The organism is Klebsiella sp. HC6 (assembly GCF_022605325.1).
Taxonomy (GTDB): domain Bacteria; phylum Pseudomonadota; class Gammaproteobacteria; order Enterobacterales; family Enterobacteriaceae; genus Klebsiella; species Klebsiella terrigena.
In genome coordinates this window covers 2,952,655-2,967,169 of sequence record NZ_CP093276.1, presented here as the reverse complement: position 1 = coordinate 2,967,169, position 14,515 = coordinate 2,952,655, and the positions used below count along the sequence as shown (strand labels likewise).

The 14,515-nt window shown below is 61.6% G+C and carries 17 protein-coding genes; 10 read left to right on the top strand and 7 right to left on the bottom strand.

Going from position 1 to position 14,515, the window contains the following annotated elements; all coding sequences use genetic code 11:
* Positions 1-19 precede the first annotated feature (19 nt).
* Positions 20-913, top strand: a complete 894-nt coding sequence (locus tag MMW58_RS14515) for a dihydrodipicolinate synthase family protein (RefSeq protein ID WP_241723671.1) — start codon at positions 20-22, stop codon at positions 911-913.
* A gap of 15 nt (positions 914-928) precedes the next feature.
* Here MMW58_RS14515 and MMW58_RS14510 read toward each other — a convergent pair whose 3' ends face one another.
* Positions 929-2,155 carry an MFS transporter gene (locus tag MMW58_RS14510; protein WP_241723670.1) on the bottom strand — a complete coding sequence of 409 codons (1,227 nt, stop codon included), beginning with the start codon at positions 2,153-2,155 and terminating at the stop codon, positions 929-931.
* Between the two features lie 69 nt (positions 2,156-2,224).
* On the opposite strand from MMW58_RS14510, the gene MMW58_RS14505 reads away from it, so the two are divergent.
* A complete protein-coding gene (locus MMW58_RS14505) occupies positions 2,225-2,674 on the top strand; it encodes a helix-turn-helix domain-containing protein (RefSeq protein WP_241723669.1) in 450 nt (149 codons plus the stop codon).
* Between the two features lie 38 nt (positions 2,675-2,712).
* Here the strand turns inward: MMW58_RS14505 and MMW58_RS14500 are convergent, their stop codons facing one another.
* Positions 2,713-3,912 carry an MFS transporter gene (locus MMW58_RS14500; RefSeq protein WP_241723668.1) on the bottom strand — a complete coding sequence of 400 codons (1,200 nt, stop codon included), beginning with the start codon at positions 3,910-3,912 and terminating at the stop codon, positions 2,713-2,715.
* A gap of 109 nt (positions 3,913-4,021) precedes the next feature.
* Here MMW58_RS14500 and MMW58_RS14495 point away from each other — a divergent pair, with 109 nt between their 5' ends.
* The 3 genes from MMW58_RS14495 to MMW58_RS14485 all read left to right on the top strand — a co-directional run bounded on the left by MMW58_RS14495 (position 4,022) and on the right by MMW58_RS14485 (position 5,887).
* Positions 4,022-4,978, top strand: a complete 957-nt coding sequence (locus MMW58_RS14495) for an AraC family transcriptional regulator (RefSeq protein WP_133599719.1) — start codon at positions 4,022-4,024, stop codon at positions 4,976-4,978.
* Between the two features lie 121 nt (positions 4,979-5,099).
* Positions 5,100-5,534, top strand: a complete 435-nt coding sequence (locus MMW58_RS14490; RefSeq protein ID WP_133599718.1) for a hypothetical protein — start codon at positions 5,100-5,102, stop codon at positions 5,532-5,534.
* A gap of 2 nt (positions 5,535-5,536) precedes the next feature.
* A complete protein-coding gene (locus tag MMW58_RS14485) occupies positions 5,537-5,887 on the top strand; it encodes a DUF6404 family protein (protein ID WP_241723667.1) in 351 nt (116 codons plus the stop codon).
* Between the two features lie 44 nt (positions 5,888-5,931).
* Here MMW58_RS14485 and MMW58_RS14480 read toward each other — a convergent pair whose 3' ends face one another.
* Positions 5,932-6,219: a VF530 family protein gene (locus MMW58_RS14480; protein WP_045858189.1), complete on the bottom strand. Its 288-nt coding sequence runs from the start codon at positions 6,217-6,219 to the stop codon at positions 5,932-5,934.
* A gap of 289 nt (positions 6,220-6,508) precedes the next feature.
* Here MMW58_RS14480 and MMW58_RS14475 point away from each other — a divergent pair, with 289 nt between their 5' ends.
* Genes MMW58_RS14475 through MMW58_RS14460 form a run of 4 tightly spaced genes read left to right on the top strand, consistent with a single transcriptional unit; the run spans position 6,509 to position 9,811 of the window.
* Positions 6,509-7,537, top strand: a complete 1,029-nt coding sequence (locus MMW58_RS14475; RefSeq protein WP_133599716.1) for an isopenicillin N synthase family dioxygenase — start codon at positions 6,509-6,511, stop codon at positions 7,535-7,537.
* Between the two features lie 23 nt (positions 7,538-7,560).
* Complete coding sequence (locus MMW58_RS14470; RefSeq protein ID WP_045858195.1) at positions 7,561-8,367, top strand: MetQ/NlpA family ABC transporter substrate-binding protein; 807 nt, start codon at positions 7,561-7,563, stop codon at positions 8,365-8,367.
* Positions 8,364-9,155 carry a methionine ABC transporter ATP-binding protein gene (locus tag MMW58_RS14465; RefSeq protein WP_076947518.1) on the top strand — a complete coding sequence of 264 codons (792 nt, stop codon included), beginning with the start codon at positions 8,364-8,366 and terminating at the stop codon, positions 9,153-9,155. The genes MMW58_RS14470 and MMW58_RS14465 overlap by 4 nt, the downstream gene beginning before the upstream one ends.
* Positions 9,152-9,811, top strand: coding sequence for a methionine ABC transporter permease (locus tag MMW58_RS14460; RefSeq protein WP_161795703.1), 660 nt, complete (start codon positions 9,152-9,154; stop codon positions 9,809-9,811). The genes MMW58_RS14465 and MMW58_RS14460 overlap by 4 nt, the downstream gene beginning before the upstream one ends.
* A gap of 44 nt (positions 9,812-9,855) precedes the next feature.
* Here the strand turns inward: MMW58_RS14460 and MMW58_RS14455 are convergent, their stop codons facing one another.
* On the bottom strand, positions 9,856-10,914 hold the full coding sequence (locus tag MMW58_RS14455) for an NAD(P)H-dependent flavin oxidoreductase (RefSeq protein ID WP_241723666.1): 1,059 nt from the start codon (positions 10,912-10,914) through the stop codon (positions 9,856-9,858).
* A gap of 92 nt (positions 10,915-11,006) precedes the next feature.
* Between MMW58_RS14455 and MMW58_RS14450 the strand changes: the two genes are divergently transcribed.
* Positions 11,007-11,849, top strand: coding sequence for a LysR family transcriptional regulator (locus tag MMW58_RS14450; protein WP_241723665.1), 843 nt, complete (start codon positions 11,007-11,009; stop codon positions 11,847-11,849).
* On the opposite strand, the gene MMW58_RS14445 is transcribed toward MMW58_RS14450, so the two are convergent.
* The 3 genes from MMW58_RS14445 to MMW58_RS14435 form a co-directional block, all read right to left on the bottom strand.
* Positions 11,846-13,027: a YbfB/YjiJ family MFS transporter gene (locus MMW58_RS14445; RefSeq protein WP_371823003.1), complete on the bottom strand. Its 1,182-nt coding sequence runs from the start codon at positions 13,025-13,027 to the stop codon at positions 11,846-11,848. The two genes, MMW58_RS14450 and MMW58_RS14445, sit on opposite strands and share 4 nt — an antisense overlap.
* Before the next feature lie 257 nt (positions 13,028-13,284).
* Positions 13,285-13,725: a VOC family protein gene (locus MMW58_RS14440; RefSeq protein WP_241723664.1), complete on the bottom strand. Its 441-nt coding sequence runs from the start codon at positions 13,723-13,725 to the stop codon at positions 13,285-13,287.
* An 84-nt stretch (positions 13,726-13,809) separates the two neighbouring features.
* On the bottom strand, positions 13,810-14,427 hold the full coding sequence (locus MMW58_RS14435; protein ID WP_133599711.1) for a LysE family translocator: 618 nt from the start codon (positions 14,425-14,427) through the stop codon (positions 13,810-13,812).
* Positions 14,428-14,515 lie beyond the last annotated feature (88 nt).

The window sequence follows — 14,515 nt, the reverse complement described above, 5'->3', positions numbered from 1 at the left end:
TTTTTAAAAGGAATCAACGATGTTTACAGGCCTGAGCGCATTCCCTCTCACCCCGCTGGCGGGGGCGGAGATCGACGAGAAGTCGTTTGTGTCACTGATTGAAAACCTTGTCGATGCCGGCGTGGATTCCATAGGCGCGCTGGGTTCGACCGGCAGCTACGCCTATTTGACCCGGGAGCAGCGGCTCAGGGTCACCCGCCTCGCCGTCGGCGCCGCGTCCGGTATTCCGGTGATGACCAGCATCAGCAGCATCAGCGCGGATGAGGTCATGAGGCTGGCGGAGGATGCGCAAAACGCCGGCGTTAGCGGCGTGCTGCTGGCGCCGCTGTCGTATCAGAAACTGAGCGCCGACGAGGCGTTTCGCCTGTATGACCGCGTCACCGCCGGGCTATCGGTCCCGCTGTGCGTCTACGACAATCCGGCAACCACCGGGTTTCACTTTTCCGACGACCTGCTGGTCGCCCTGTCGAACCTCAACCGCGTCGGTTCGATAAAACTTGGCGACCTTCCGGCAGAGTGGAGCGCCGCCTCGCAGCGCATCGCGGTCCTGAAGAGGCGGATCGCCGGACAGGTCACGCTCGGCATCAGCGGCGACGCCCGCGCCGCGGCGGGCCTGATTGCCGGCTGCGGCGTCTGGTACTCCGTACTCGGCGGACTTTTCCCCCGCTACGCTCTGCAACTGACCCGGGCGGCGCTGCGCGGAGATGAAGACGAGGCGCTGAGGCTTAGCGCAGACCTTGCGCCGCTGTGGGCCTTCTATCACCGCCACGGAAGCCTGCGCGCGATCGCCACCGTCGCCGAGATCCTTGGCACGGCGCCGGCACCGTGCCTGCCATTCCCCCTGCAGACGCTGAGCGGTCAGGAACGGCGCGCCCTGGAGCAGATCCTCGGCCAGCTGTCGCGGCTGGATTGACCCGCAGCGGCAGGGCTACTTTTTCAGGCGCCAGGCGAGCACGATGCCGATAGCGGTGGTCATCATGATGCCGGCAAGCAGGAAGGTGAACCGCATGGCGCCGCCGATGGCCGACGCCGGAGCGTGAACGAGGTCCTGCGTGCCGGCGGCAAATGAAAAAACGTTTCCCATTACCGCCGCGCCGGCGATCAGCCCCATATTCCGCGCAAGGCTGAGCAGTCCTGAGACCGTGCCCTGCTGGCCCGGCATCGCGTCGAGCAGCGCGGCGGTATTGTTGGCGGCCTGAAAAAGCTGGTAGCCGGGGGTCAGAACCATAACCGACAGCACGTAGCCGATAATGCCCGTCCGGTTCGGCAGCTCTGCCAGCATAAAGGCCCCTGCCGTCAGCACGATCAGCCCCACGTAGAGCGTGCGGCGGGTTCCCCAGCCGTCAACCAGGCGGCCGGCCGGCACGCCGCAAAAGATAGAGACCACCGGGCCGATGGCCATCACGAAGCCCACTTCCGCGGTGCTCAGATTAAGCGCGATGCCGAGATAGAACGGCCCCACCACCAGGGTAGCCATCATCACCGCGGCCACCAAAAGATTGACCAGCAGCCAGGGCGCCAGACGCCCGATCGGCACCGGACGCTGGCTTGTTCGCGCCTCGGCGCGCGCGCGGCGATCGGCCGGCAGGACGATAAACACCAGCAGCAGCGCCAGGCAGGCGATCGGCAGCTGAACCCAGAAAATGCTGCGCCATCCCGCCCAGGCTATCAGCAGCCCGCCGATGGAGGGACCGAGCGCCGTGCCCAGCGCCGAGGTGGTTCCCAGCAGCCCCATCGCCCGGCCGATGCGATCCTTCCCGGCGGCCTGTCTCATAAGGGCCATGCTCAGCGTCATCAGGAAAGCGGCTCCCGCCCCCTGCAGCGCCCGGGCGGCGGTTAAAAACCACAGGCTGGCGGCCAGGCTACAGAGCAGTGAGGCCGCGATAAACAGGCCGAGGCCGAGCATCAGCATGCTCTTCAGCCCCCATCTGTCGCCGAGGCGACCGGCAACCAGTACCGAGATCGTCAGCGCCGCCAGATAGACGGTCACCACCGCCTGCACCTGCGGGAAAGGGGCGAAAAAGGCCGCGGCCAGCGTGGGCAGCGCAATGTTGGCGATGCTGGTGCCCAGCGAGGCCAGCAGCATACAGAGCGCGAGCGCCGTCGTTATTGCCGCCTGTTTGTGTGTTGGGATCGGTAATTCCACCTGTGCCATAGCCTTGCCCTCTTGCCGGAAATTCGGTTCAGGCGCATGCTACAACTTCAAGTCGAATTGAGGTCAAGCATGAAATTTCTGGATATCGGTGAAGTTTCGGCCCTGAGCGGGATCAGGCCCTCGGCGCTGCGCTACTACGAAGAGATCGGCCTGATCGCGTCGATTTCACGGCACGGGCTGCGCAGGCAGTTTCCGCACGACGTGCTTTTGCATCTGAAGCTCATCACCATGGGCAAAGCGGCGGGCTTTTCGCTCGATGAGATCGCAAGCATGTTCGGCAAACAGGGAGCTCCCGACCTTCCGCGCGCCGGGCTGCACCAGCAGGCCGACCGCATCGACCGCCAGATCCAGCAGCTCACCGCCCTGCGCGATACGCTTCGCCACGTCGCCGACTGCCCGGCGCCTTCGCATATGGAGTGCCCGACCTTCAGGCGTCTTGTTGAGCTGGCGGGGAAAAGCGGCGCCAGGGCGGCAAAGAAAAAAGCGCCGAGCGGCCGATCGCTGAAGCGCCCCGCCTGACGGCGAAACGAAAAAAGCGCCCGCAGGCGCTTTTATTTTTACTCTCCGCTCGGGACCGGCTTTACCCGGACGCCGACCAGGACAATGACCATCGCGCTGAGCAGCAGCAGACCGCTGCCGGTGAAGACGCCGCTGGCGCCGGTGATGTCGAACACCGCCCCGCCGCCGGCTGCCCCGGCGCTGATGGCCAGCTGGATGGAGGCAACCAGCAGCCCCCCGGCGCTTTCGGCCTCATCCGGCACCGTGGTGGCAAGCCAGGTTGACCAGCCCACCGGCACCAGGCCAAAGGCAAAGCCCCACATGGCTACCATCAGACCGTCAAGCAGCGCCAGATGGCCGAAGGTCACCATCATCAGCGCCAGAATGCTCATCGCCAACGGTACCAGCGCCAGCGTCATGCGCAGGCTGCGGGCCAGTAAATACCCGGCAATCGAGGTTCCGACAAAGTTCGCCAGCCCAAAGCCCAGCAGGATCAGGGAAACCCCCTCCACGCTCGCCTGGGCGACGGTTTCCAGAAACGGCCGCAGATAGGTAAAGAAGGCGAAATGGCCGCTGAAAATCAAAATGGTTGCCAGCATGCCGCCCAGCATCCCCAGCCGGCGCAGAACCTTAAACAGCGTCGCAAAGCTGCCCGCGCTTTCCGGACGCATGGAGGGCAGAACCCACAGCTGCCAGAACAGGGCCACCAGGCTCGGCAGCGCGCAGATGATAAACACGTTGCGCCAGCCGATCATCCCGCCTAAATAGCTGCCCAGCGGCGCGGCCACGACGGTCGCTACCGATACGGCGGAGAAGATGATGGCCAGCGCTTTGGGCACAAACGCGGCGGGCACGAGGCGCATAGCGGTCGCGGTGGACATTGACCAGAACCCACCGATGGCAATCCCCAGCAGCAGGCGGCCGAGGAGCAAAAACTCCAGCGAAGGCGCAAAGGCAACCATCATGCTGGAGATGATTTGCAGCAGCGAAAAAAACATCAGCACCCAGCGGCGATCGATATTTTTGGTCGCCGGGGTAATGAGTAGCCCGGTAACCAGCGCCACCAGTGCCGTCGCGGTCACCGCCTGCCCCGCCATCCCTTCACTTACGCCCAGGCTTGTCGCCATCGGCGTTAACAGACTGGCGGGAAGAAACTCTGCAACAATCAGGCCGAAAACGCCCAGCGCCAGCGCATAAACGGCCCGCCATGCGGGTTTGGCGTTTAGCTGGCTCTCATCGGCTACAATGCAGGAACTCATATACATCTCTCCAGAACAGTTAACAATCCGACACAGCTTAGAAACTTCTCTTCGGACGATCTATGATGCATACTCTGCCATTATTGATTATTCGTCCGGGAATAGCGTTATGACCCATCAGGCCATCGATCTCACCAGCGAGCTGCTGCGCGGCATGCGCCTTTCAGGCGTCAACTACCGGCGCATTGAGTCCGGCCGCCCGTTCGGGGTGGCGTTCAGCTATGTGCCAGGTAAGGCGCAGTTTCACTTCATCAGCCGCGGCCCGGTTGTGCTGCGCATGGCCAGCGGGCAGCAGCTGGCTCTGGAGAGCGGCGACGCGCTGTTTATCCCCAACGGCGACGGCCACGCGCTGATGTCCGACGCCGGGGCGCAGATCGTCAACGTACAGCAGCTGCCTACCGAGCCGGTGTGCAGTACGGTGTGCTGCATTAAAAACGAGGGCCCGCAGCCGGCGCAGGACAACGCCATTATTTTCAGCGGCTGTATGGACTTTGAGCTCGGCGGCATGCAGCCGCTGGTCAAGGCGATGCCGGAGGTGATGATGGTCAGCAGCCTGCTGAACACCCGGCCTGAGATCCAGCCTCTTCTGGCGGCGATGGAGCGAGAAACCCTCACCCGCCAGGCGGGCTATGCGGGGATCCTCGCGCGGCTGGCGGACGTGGTGGCGGCGCTGATCGTTCGCGGCTGGGTGGAGTGCGGCTGCGGCAACGCCACCGGCTGGGTGCAGGTGCTGCGCGACCCGAAGCTGGCGAGAGCTATCTACGTGATGCACCAGCAGCCCGGGGTGAACTGGAAGGTTGAGGACCTGGCCCGCGAGGCCGGAACTTCGCGTTCGGTATTTGCCGAGCGCTTTCTGGCGGCGACCGGCACGACGCCCGCGCGCTATCTGACCGAATTACGCATGCGGCTGGCGGTTCAGTACATCTCCCATGAAGGCCAGGCCCTGGAAAAGGTGGCCTTTAAGCTGGGCTACAGCTCCCATGCCGCATTTAGCCGCGCGTTTAAGCGTATTACCGGCCAGGCGCCGGGCGCCCTGCGCGCTATTTCATCCGGGGAAGAGATATAGGCAGAATATCTGCCCCCGTTTTTTGGCAGTGCGGCTGAATTATATTTGCTCAATTCGCCGGTTAATATCACTATGGGGCATGCGCTATTGCGCCCCGGCTAAGCAGGATAATTAACAGGAAGTGAGCAGAAAAAACAGCCGCCGTCGATCGCGGAAAACGGGAAGCCGCAGGCCGCGGCAGAATAAGGTCCACATCGTGCATCCGGCGGTGCTTTTTATTAAGCGTCCGGAGTTTATCGGTAAGCTGGCGTGTGGCGCTTTGTTCTTCGGTATTTTTATTTACAACTTATACGATACCGTCGGCTGGCCGCTTATTGCGCTCGGCTGGGTCTCTATTTTGCTGTATCCCTTTGCGAAAAAAGGGGCTGACGATACGCTGCTCCGCCTGACCTCAGCGCGCGTGTTTGAGGTTATTGATGGCCACCGAATTGGCGCGCTATATCTTTTTATCGTCATGCCGCTGACGCTGCCTTTAGCCGCCGGCTATTTTATTTATCACACCGTGAAGTGGCGGCAGATGCGCAGGCAGGCAGACGTCGTCTATCAGCAGGAATAACCATGAACTTTGATGAGAAAAAAAGCCGCGCCTTCGCGCTCATGGCGGAGCGAAATATGAGGCGGAGTGAGTACGTTCCCCCGCTATACCGCCTGTTATGGAAAGCCGGCTGGAAGGTCCCGCCGCCGGTATTCAACCCGTTCTGGAGCAACTTCCTGCTTTCCGTGGCGGGCTTTAGCCTGCTCATTATCCCGATTATGCTGCTCCTGAACTGGCGCAGCGTACCCGATGAGTGGCCGCAAATTCTGCGTAATTGCCTGCAGATGGGGCTGATTTATGGCCTGCTGGATGCTGGCCACCATTTTATTCGCCGCAAAGCGAACAGGCTGCCGGGCTGGAATAAGCTGGTCTGAGATCGCGCCGTTCCCCCCCAGTGCAGGGCGGGAACGGCGGCAGGCTACTGCCGTTCTTTCTTACTCTGCCAGTTCGCCCACGGGCCGTCGGTCGGCATATCCTCCCGCTCATCGGCAATATCTTCCAGGCTATCAATATAGAGTTCTTCCACTTCCTTGCGCGCCCAGGGCGTCCGGCGTAAAAACTTCAGGCTGGATTTGACGCTGGGATCGCTCTTAAAGCAGTTAATATTGATGCGCTTTGCCAGCTCCGCCCAGCCATATTTCGCCACCAGTACGTTGAGTAACGCCTCAAGCGTGACGCCGTGGAGGGGATCTTTTGAAGGCTGCATAATGTCCTGTCCTGAAATACCTGAGAAATTGCGCACACCATACTGACTCCTTTCGCCCCGCGCAACTCGCGAGGCGGACTTAGCGCGCTATCACCCTTATCTACTATTCGCAAAAGCACTGAACCCCCGACGGACATAAATTAGAAAAGAAGGTTATTGGTTGATTATTTTCGCTTAGGGCAAGCTGTGTTTGACCACCTGACTGAGGAAATGATTATGCGCTGTTGTTGTCCCCGAACCCTGAATCTGAATAGCCAAAAATATACGCACACCGCCTTCGGAGAACACAATGAACGCAACCACGCTGCCGATTCTCGATCTTGCGCGCTACGCGGATCCCGCTGAGAAATCCGCTTTTCTTACCGAGCTGCGCCACGCCGCGCGCGATATCGGCTTCTTTTACCTGATCAATCACGGAGTGGATGATAGGCTGCAGCACAGCGTGCAGCAGCTCTCCCGCCGCTTCTTTTCGCTGGCCGATGCGCAAAAGCAGCCGGTCGCCATGATTCACTCCCCGCACTTTCGCGGCTACAACCGCGCCGCGTCGGAATTGACCCGCGGCCAGCCGGACTGGCGCGAACAGTTCGATATTGGCGCCGAGCGCCCTGCTCTGACCCTCGGCGACGATGCGCCGCGCTGGCAGCGCCTGCAGGGACCTAACCTGTGGCCGGACGCGCTGCCTGAGCTGAAACCAACGCTGCTGAGCTGGCAAAGCGCGATGACGCAGGTCGGTATTACCGTGCTGCGCGCCTTTGCCGAAGCCTTGAATTTACCCAATGACGCTTTTGATACCCTCTACGGCCAGCAGCCCAACGAGCATATCAAACTGATCCGCTACCCCGGCCAGCAGGAGACGCAAAGCACCCAGGGCGTTGGCGCGCATAAGGATTCCGGGTTCCTCAGTTTCTTACTCCAGGATGAGCAAAAAGGGCTGCAGGTTGAAGTCGCGCCCGGCCGCTGGATCGATGCGACCCCGCTGGCCGGCAGCTTCGTGGTCAATATTGGTGAACTTCTTGAGCTGGCGACCAATGGCTATCTGCGCGCGACGGTGCATCGCGTCGTTTCGCCGCCGGCGAACCAGCAGCGCCTCTCTATCGCCTTCTTCCTCGGCGCGCAGCTGGACGCCGTGGTTCCGGTCTACACCCTGCCGCCTGAACTGGCGCAGGAGGCGCTCGGGCCGGATAGCGATCCGCAGAATCCGCTGCTGCGGGAGGTGGGCTGGAACTACCTGAAGGGGCGCCTGCGCTCGCATCCGGACGTTGCCGAACGCTACTACCAGGATGTGTTTCGCGAACGCGCCGAACAACTGATCGTTTAAACATAACAATAAAGGAAAACACCATGAAAAATGCCGCTTTCAAACTGGCAGGGGTAGCACTGTCTCTTTCTCTGGCATGGTCCTCGGCGCAGGCCGCCGCGCTGCGCGTCGCCGCTGACCCGGTACCGCATGCCGAGATATTGAATTACATCAAGAAAATCGATCCGAGCCTCGATCTGAAGATCGTTGAGCTCACCAGCGGCGTGAACGCCAACGAGCTGCTGGCAAACGGCGACGTGGATGCCAACTATTTCCAGCACGTTCCCTATCTGAAAGATCAGGAAAAAGCGCTGGGTAAAACCTTTACCGTGGCGGCAACGGTGCATATTGAACCGCTGGGTATTTACTCGCGGAAACACAAAGATTTCAAATCCCTGCCGGAAAACGCCACCGTCGCGGTGCCGAATAACACCACCAACCTGAGCCGGGCGCTGTTCCTGCTGCAGAGCCAGGGGCTGATTAAGCTGGCGGCGAAATTTACCGACCCGGCCACCACCCTGGCAACGCCAAAGGATATTGTGGAGAACCCTAAGCATCTCAAAATTCTTGAGATTGAATCACCGCAAATCCCCCGCTCGCTCGACGATGTCGACCTGGCGGTGATTAACGGCAACTATGCGCTGGAAGCGGGCCTGACGCCGGCAAAAGATGCGCTGGGTCTGGAAAGCGCGGCGCATAACCCCTACGCCAATATCCTCGTCACCAATCCGTCCCTGGCCAACGATCCGCGGATCAAGCAGCTGGCGAAGGATCTGACCTCGCCGCAGGTGGCGGAATTTATCCGCAAACAGTATAACGGCTCGGTGATACCGGTCGCGCCGCAGTCATGATCGAGGTGCTGGGGCTGAGTAAAACTTATGCCGGAACGGGCCGACCGGCGCTAAACGATGTCTCGCTGCACGTTCCTAAGGGCGCCGTGTACGGCATCCTTGGGCGCAGCGGCGCGGGCAAAAGTACGCTGATACGCTGTCTGAATCTGCTGGAGCGGCCCACTGCGGGCCGCATTATTGTGAACGGACATGATATTACGCAGATGGATAAATCAGCCCTGCGCGCCTATCGCCTGCGCACCGGCATGATCTTCCAGCATTTTAATCTGCTCCATGCGCGCAGCGTCGCCGACAACGTTGCGGTGCCGCTGGAAATCGCCGGGATGGCGAAGGCCGCCCGCCGGGCCCGGGTGGAGGAACTGCTCGATTTGGTGGGGCTCAGCGATAAGGCCGAGGCCTTCCCCTCCCAGCTTTCGGGCGGGCAGAAGCAGCGCGTGGGGATTGCCCGGGCGCTGGCCGCAAGGCCCGACGTGCTGCTGTGCGATGAAGCGACCAGCGCGCTGGACCCGGAAACCACCGCCTCGGTGCTGGCGCTGCTGGCGGATATCAATCAGCGCCTGCATCTGACCATCGTGCTGATCACCCACGAGCTGGAAGTGGTTAAAACCCTGTGCGATCACGCCGCGCTGCTGGAAAAAGGAGAAATTGTTGAAAGCGGAAAAATTGCCGATCTGCTGGTGGCGCCGTGGTCAAAACTGCGTCAGTCGCTGCTCCACGATCCGCAAACGGAGCGCGACTTTCTCGCCCGTCACGGCTTTCACGGGAGGCCTTTATGCGGAGTAGCATGAGCTGGGAAGACCTCTGGCCGCTGCTGGTGGGCGGCACCCTGGACACCCTTTATATGGTCGGGCTGGCGGCATTCTTTACCGTTCTGCTCGGGCTCCCGACCGGGATTATCCTGTTTGTCTCGCGTAAAAACGGCCTGCTGCCGATGCCAAAACTCAACGCGCTGCTGGGGGCGGCGATCAATTTCGGCCGTTCGCTGCCGTTTATTGTGCTGCTGATTGCGCTGATCCCATTTACCCGGCTGATTATCGGCACCACCCTGGGAAGCACCGCCGCGGTGGTCCCGGTGACTATCGGTGCCTTTCCCTTCTTCGCCCGGCTGACGGAAAACGCGCTGGACGAGGTGGACTACGGGCGGATTGAGGCGATTTTATCGATGGGCGGCAACATCTGGCACGTGATTTTTAAATCCCTGCTGCCGGAAGCGCTGCCGACCCTGCTGGCCGGCGTGACGCTGACGATCGTTATGCTGATTGGCTTTTCGTCGATGGCCGGTGTGATCGGCGGCGGCGGACTGGGCGACCTGGCGATCCGCTACGGCTACCAGCGCTTTAATAACGAGGTGATGGTGGGCACGGTACTGATCCTGGTGGCGATGGTCCAGGGCGTACAGATGACCGGCGACCGTCTGGTTCGCCGCCTGGCGCACCGTCGGTAGGTTCATCAAGGGCGATGATCACCCATCGCCCTTTTTCCCCGCCGCTAGCGCAAGCCGCACTCGTGAATTAAGGTCTCCATCAGCTCCGTCGCCGACAGCTCGCGGATCAGACCCACTCCCTGTCCCGCCCAGTGGGCGCCGTAGCGCTCATCCCCTCCCGCTTTAGCCGCCGTCGCCAGCGCCTTACCGGCAGCATAGGCCAGCGGATAGGCCGGGATCTCTGAGGTATCAGCCTGTTGCGCCAGCGCGCGCCAGCCGTTGTGTATACAGCGCGCCGGGCGGCCGGAAATGGCCGCGGTGAGCGCGGTTTGCGGATCGGGGCCGGCTTTAATCGCCTGACGATAGCCGCTGTCCGCCGCCGATTCCGGGCACAGCAGAAATGCGGTCCCCAGCTGCGCGCCCTCGGCGCCGAGGCTCATGGCGCGGCAAATGCCCGCGCCGTTCATAATGCCGCCGGCGGCAATAATCGGCAGGCCCACCGCCCGCTTCAGACTCTGGACCAGCGCAAAGGTGCTCAGCTGCTGGTCGTCACCGCGTTCGTCAAAGATCCCGCGATGGCCGCCCGCTTCGTAGCCCTGCGCAATCACGATATCCACCCCCTGCGCCTCGATCTGCCGGGCTTCTTCGACGCTGGTGGCGCTGGCCATGGTAATGATGCCTCTCTCCTGCAGGCGGAGAATGACCTGCGGTGACGGAATACCGAAGTGAAAGCTGACCACCGGCGGCGCCAGTTCGAGCAGCAGCTCGAGCATCGGCTGGTGCCCGAGGAAAGTTTGATAGATCTCGGTCAGCGCCGCCGGCGGCTGGGCTCCCGCGCGGGCAAAAGCCGGGCGCAGCCGCTCCAGCCACCGGGCTTCAACCTGCTCGTCTCTGCGCGCCGGAAGGTGGCAAAAAAGGTTCACGTTAAACGCTCTGTCGGTGAGCCGGCGCGTTTTGTCGATCAGCCCCCGCGCCTGAGAAACCGAAGAGGCGCCCAATCCCAGCGAGCCCAGGCCGCCGGCGTTGCTGACCGCCGCCGCCAGTTCAGGCGTGGACACGCCGGCCATCGGGGCCTGTATAATGGGATAAACGATACCAAGCTGCTGCAACAGGCGGTTGCTCATGATTGTTCCTGCGTAAATTTGTGATATTCAGTGCTTAACATCTCTTTTTGAGATGCTAAGATCAATATTAATTCCATATTTAGAAGAAAAACATGAACCACAGCACGCTGGAAATTTTTAAAATTGTCGCCCAGGAGCACAGCGTCACCCGGGCAGCTAAGAGGCTGGGACGCGCGCAATCGAACATCACCACGCGCATCCAGCAGCTTGAGGAGGAGCTCGACGTCGAGCTGTTCGTGCGCGGCAATAAAAAGATGCTGCTCTCCGCCGCCGGGGAGCGCTTTCTTGACTATACGCTGCGGATCCTCAGCCTGGCCGAAGAGGCGAAGCAGGCGCTGCATCCGACGCAGCCCGCCGGGAGCCTGCGGATGGGGGCGATGGAGGCCGCCGCCGCCAGCCGCTTAACCTCAATTCTGCCGCGCTTTCATCAGCAGTGCCCGGCGGTCGCCCTCACCCTGCAAACCATGCCCACCCGGCAGCTGGTCGAACGCGTGCTTAGCACTGCGCTCGACTGCGCGCTGGTGAGCCTGCCCCCGGACGCCAGCGGCGAGCCGGAGTGTCCGGAGGCCCTGGAGTACCTGCCTGTGTTTGTCGAGGAGCTGGTCTTGATAACCCCTGGCGGACAGGAAGAGTTCAGGCTGGCGGCGTTTGCCGAGGGCTGCAGCTATCGCCGGCGCGGGGAAGCATTTTTGTCCGCCGTGAAAAACGTTGAAGTCCAGGAGATCGGCTCGTATCACGCCGTAATTGCCTGCATTGCCTCCGGGGGATATGCCGGGATCGTCCCGCAGAGCGTGCTGGCGCTCATGACCCTACCCGAAGGCTGCGAGACGCAGCCGGTCGGCACGGCGATAACCCAGCTGGTGTGGCGCAAAGGCTACGCTTCGCCGGCGCTGGACGCCATGCGCCAGCAGCTGCTGCTGGCGGCCGATATTTAGCTCTCCCGCCTTTGCCCGGCGGGTTTGCCGAGCGTCACCAGTACGGCAGCCACAAACAGCGCCCCGCCCGCGGCGCCGAGAGCGGCGTTAAAGGAGCCGGTCAGACCGTGCAGAACGCCGGCCGCCAGCGGGCCGATAATCTGCCCGATGCCGTAAGTAGCGGTCATGGCGGCAATCATATTGAACGTCACCAGGTGATTCAGGCGCCTGCCTTCCGGCAGCGCCAGGGTCACGGTGCCCATAAAGGTGAAGCCAACCAGCAGAGCGCTCAGCATGCAAAACGCCAGAGAGTGGCTCCAGGCGGGGAGGATCACGCCTGTCGCCTGCACCATCAGGTTGAGGGTAAACGCCCGCCGGTAGCCGAGCTTAATCGCCAGCCGGTGCCAGACAAAGCAGGACGGAACCGCCGCGAGGCCAAACAGCGCCCACAGCTGCACCGGGTCGATATCGGTCAGCGAGCCGGAGAGAAACAGCGGCAGATAGGTCGCGGTGATGATATAGCCGAATCCGGCTAAGCCGTAGATAATCAACAGCTTCCATGCATCCCCTCGTCGGCCTTCTGCGCCTGCTGCCTGAGCCGATGCCGTCGGTTTCCAGTCCACGAGGTAGTCCGACGGGCTCAGCAGCAGGCGCAGGACCGGCAAAAACAGGAGCGCGGCGCTGGCGGCGCAGATCAGCCAGATCTGCTGGCTGGTAAAGGCGTGGCTTTTGGCGAGCGAAATAAACTCCGCCGAGAGAAAAATGCCCATTCCGACGCCCGAATAGAGGATCGGCGCGCCGTTATGATGCTTCATATGCTGCAGCAGCCACAGCGAGGCGGCGATCAGGGTCACCGCGCTCAGCACGCCGGCCAGGCCCCTGACCGCAATAATGGCCAGCGGCGAACGTAGCCAGCCTAACGCCGCCAGGCACAGCAGGGTTAAGAGTACCGACGCGAGGCTTAGCCACTTCGCATCGCCCGGCCTGGCCTTCGCCAGCATCAGCGCCCCCAGCAGATAGCCCGCGTAGTTCGCCGAGGCCGCGAGATTGCCTTCACGCAGCGTTAAAATATGCTCATCCAGCATCAGCGGCAGGATCCCGGTAAAGGCAAAGCGCCCGTACCCCATCCCGACGATCAGCACCACCGAACCGGCCAGCGCCAGCAGGAAAGCCTTCAGTTCTGGCCTGCATTCAGTCACGTTGCGCACTCCTTTTAATTATTAATCTCAAATAGAGAATTATTTATAATGTAAATTCTCTAATTAGTATGATTATAAATCGACGGACAGGCAAGCGGCGTTGGATCAGCGCCGCGGATCGTCAGAACGGGAAACTAGAAGAAAACGTCGGGGAATGCTTCGTCGGTCAACGAAATATGCAGGATATTAAGCGGGAAACGCCCCGTCTCCGCTGCCGGCGCAAGCCGTCGCGCAGCAGAGGCGGGAACGGAGAGCATCTACTCGCCGCGCAGCCACGGCGTGATGGTGATGCCGGTCAGCAGCCCTTCCGGACTCAGCAGACGCGTCACCGTCTGCCCCCACGGCTCCACGCGGTTGGCGATAAGCAGGCGGTAACCCTTCGCCAGCAGGTCGTCGCTGGCCGCCTGAATATCGCGCACCTCAAACTCGATCCACGCCTGGGGCTGGGGGAGATCCGCCGGCCAGCGGTCAACGCCAAAACATGATTGCGCCGCCTGCTCCAGCGGCCACAGTGCAAAGTGCTTCACCCCGGCTAGCGCGTCCTGCTCCGTGAGCAGGTAGTCGGGGTTGCCCTCCATCGCCTTCAAAGGCAAACCCAGCGCCTCGGCGTAAAACGATCGGCTGCTTTCGACGCTGCGGGTAATGGGCCCAAACCCGGCGACGAACAGAACCTCAATCCCGGCTAAATCGGCTGTCATACTCCCTCCTGGACGTTGATATACGAGATGAGATATATACCGCGAATTGGCCGCGCTGCCCAGGCAATAAGGCAAGCAAATGGCCTAACGGCTGCTGAGCGCCAGCCGCGCGGCGAAGAGCATAAACACGCCGCCCGTCACCCGGTCCATCCACGGAATAAACCCCGGCGCCTTCAGCAGGCCCGACGCATAGCGGGTAGCCATAATCAGGGTTAAGGACCACAGGGTGCCCAGCAGCACGTGGATGCCGACCAGCAGGAAGGTCCAGACCACCGGAGAGTGGCCGCTCGGGATAAACTGCGGCAGAAACGAGACGTAAAAGACGCCCATTTTGGGATTCAGCACGTTGCCGAACATCCCCCTCAAGAACCAGTTACCGGCAGCGGGCGCCGCCGTTCCGGCATCAAAAGCGCGACGCGGCCGGAGGATCAGCTGCAGGCCCAGCCAGCACAGCCAGGCGGCGCCGCACCATTTTAACAGGCTGTAGGCCAGCTCCGATGCCGCCAGCAGCGCGCCTAAACCCAGGGCGACCAGCGCCCCCCAGATCAGGCATCCCGCGTCGATACCCAGCGCGGCCTGAAAGGCTTTTTTACCGCCTTCCGCGGCGGAGGTTCGTAGAATGAGGGCGGTATCGAGACCCGGGGTTAACGTCAGGAGCAGCGCAGCGAATGAAAAGGCAAGAAGGGAATCTGTGACGGACATTTTCTTTCTCCGAAAGAGTGGATTCTGGAGAAATTTGGCGGCAGCGTCAACGGCATAAATTTCATCTGCGCCCGTTTAAGTGAAACGT

Bases quoted from the DNA above. Each gene is read 5' to 3' on its own strand.
- MMW58_RS14435 (WP_133599711.1), bottom strand. From the start codon at position 14,427: ATGTCCGTCACAGATTCCCTTCTTGCCTTTTCATTCGCTGCGCTGCTC.
- MMW58_RS14440 (WP_241723664.1), bottom strand. From the start codon at position 13,725: ATGACAGCCGATTTAGCCGGGATTGAGGTTCTGTTCGTCGCCGGGTTT.
- MMW58_RS14500 (WP_241723668.1), bottom strand. From the start codon at position 3,912: ATGAGTTCCTGCATTGTAGCCGATGAGAGCCAGCTAAACGCCAAACCC.
- MMW58_RS14475 (WP_133599716.1), top strand. From the start codon at position 6,509: ATGAACGCAACCACGCTGCCGATTCTCGATCTTGCGCGCTACGCGGAT.
- MMW58_RS14450 (WP_241723665.1), top strand. From the start codon at position 11,007: ATGAACCACAGCACGCTGGAAATTTTTAAAATTGTCGCCCAGGAGCAC.
- MMW58_RS14495 (WP_133599719.1), top strand. From the start codon at position 4,022: ATGACCCATCAGGCCATCGATCTCACCAGCGAGCTGCTGCGCGGCATG.
- MMW58_RS14480 (WP_045858189.1), bottom strand. From the start codon at position 6,219: ATGCAGCCTTCAAAAGATCCCCTCCACGGCGTCACGCTTGAGGCGTTA.
- MMW58_RS14455 (WP_241723666.1), bottom strand. From the start codon at position 10,914: ATGAGCAACCGCCTGTTGCAGCAGCTTGGTATCGTTTATCCCATTATA.
- MMW58_RS14470 (WP_045858195.1), top strand. From the start codon at position 7,561: ATGAAAAATGCCGCTTTCAAACTGGCAGGGGTAGCACTGTCTCTTTCT.
- MMW58_RS14465 (WP_076947518.1), top strand. From the start codon at position 8,364: ATGATCGAGGTGCTGGGGCTGAGTAAAACTTATGCCGGAACGGGCCGA.
- MMW58_RS14485 (WP_241723667.1), top strand. From the start codon at position 5,537: ATGAACTTTGATGAGAAAAAAAGCCGCGCCTTCGCGCTCATGGCGGAG.
- MMW58_RS14515 (WP_241723671.1), top strand. From the start codon at position 20: ATGTTTACAGGCCTGAGCGCATTCCCTCTCACCCCGCTGGCGGGGGCG.
- MMW58_RS14460 (WP_161795703.1), top strand. From the start codon at position 9,152: ATGAGCTGGGAAGACCTCTGGCCGCTGCTGGTGGGCGGCACCCTGGAC.
- MMW58_RS14505 (WP_241723669.1), top strand. From the start codon at position 2,225: ATGAAATTTCTGGATATCGGTGAAGTTTCGGCCCTGAGCGGGATCAGG.
- MMW58_RS14510 (WP_241723670.1), bottom strand. From the start codon at position 2,155: ATGGCACAGGTGGAATTACCGATCCCAACACACAAACAGGCGGCAATA.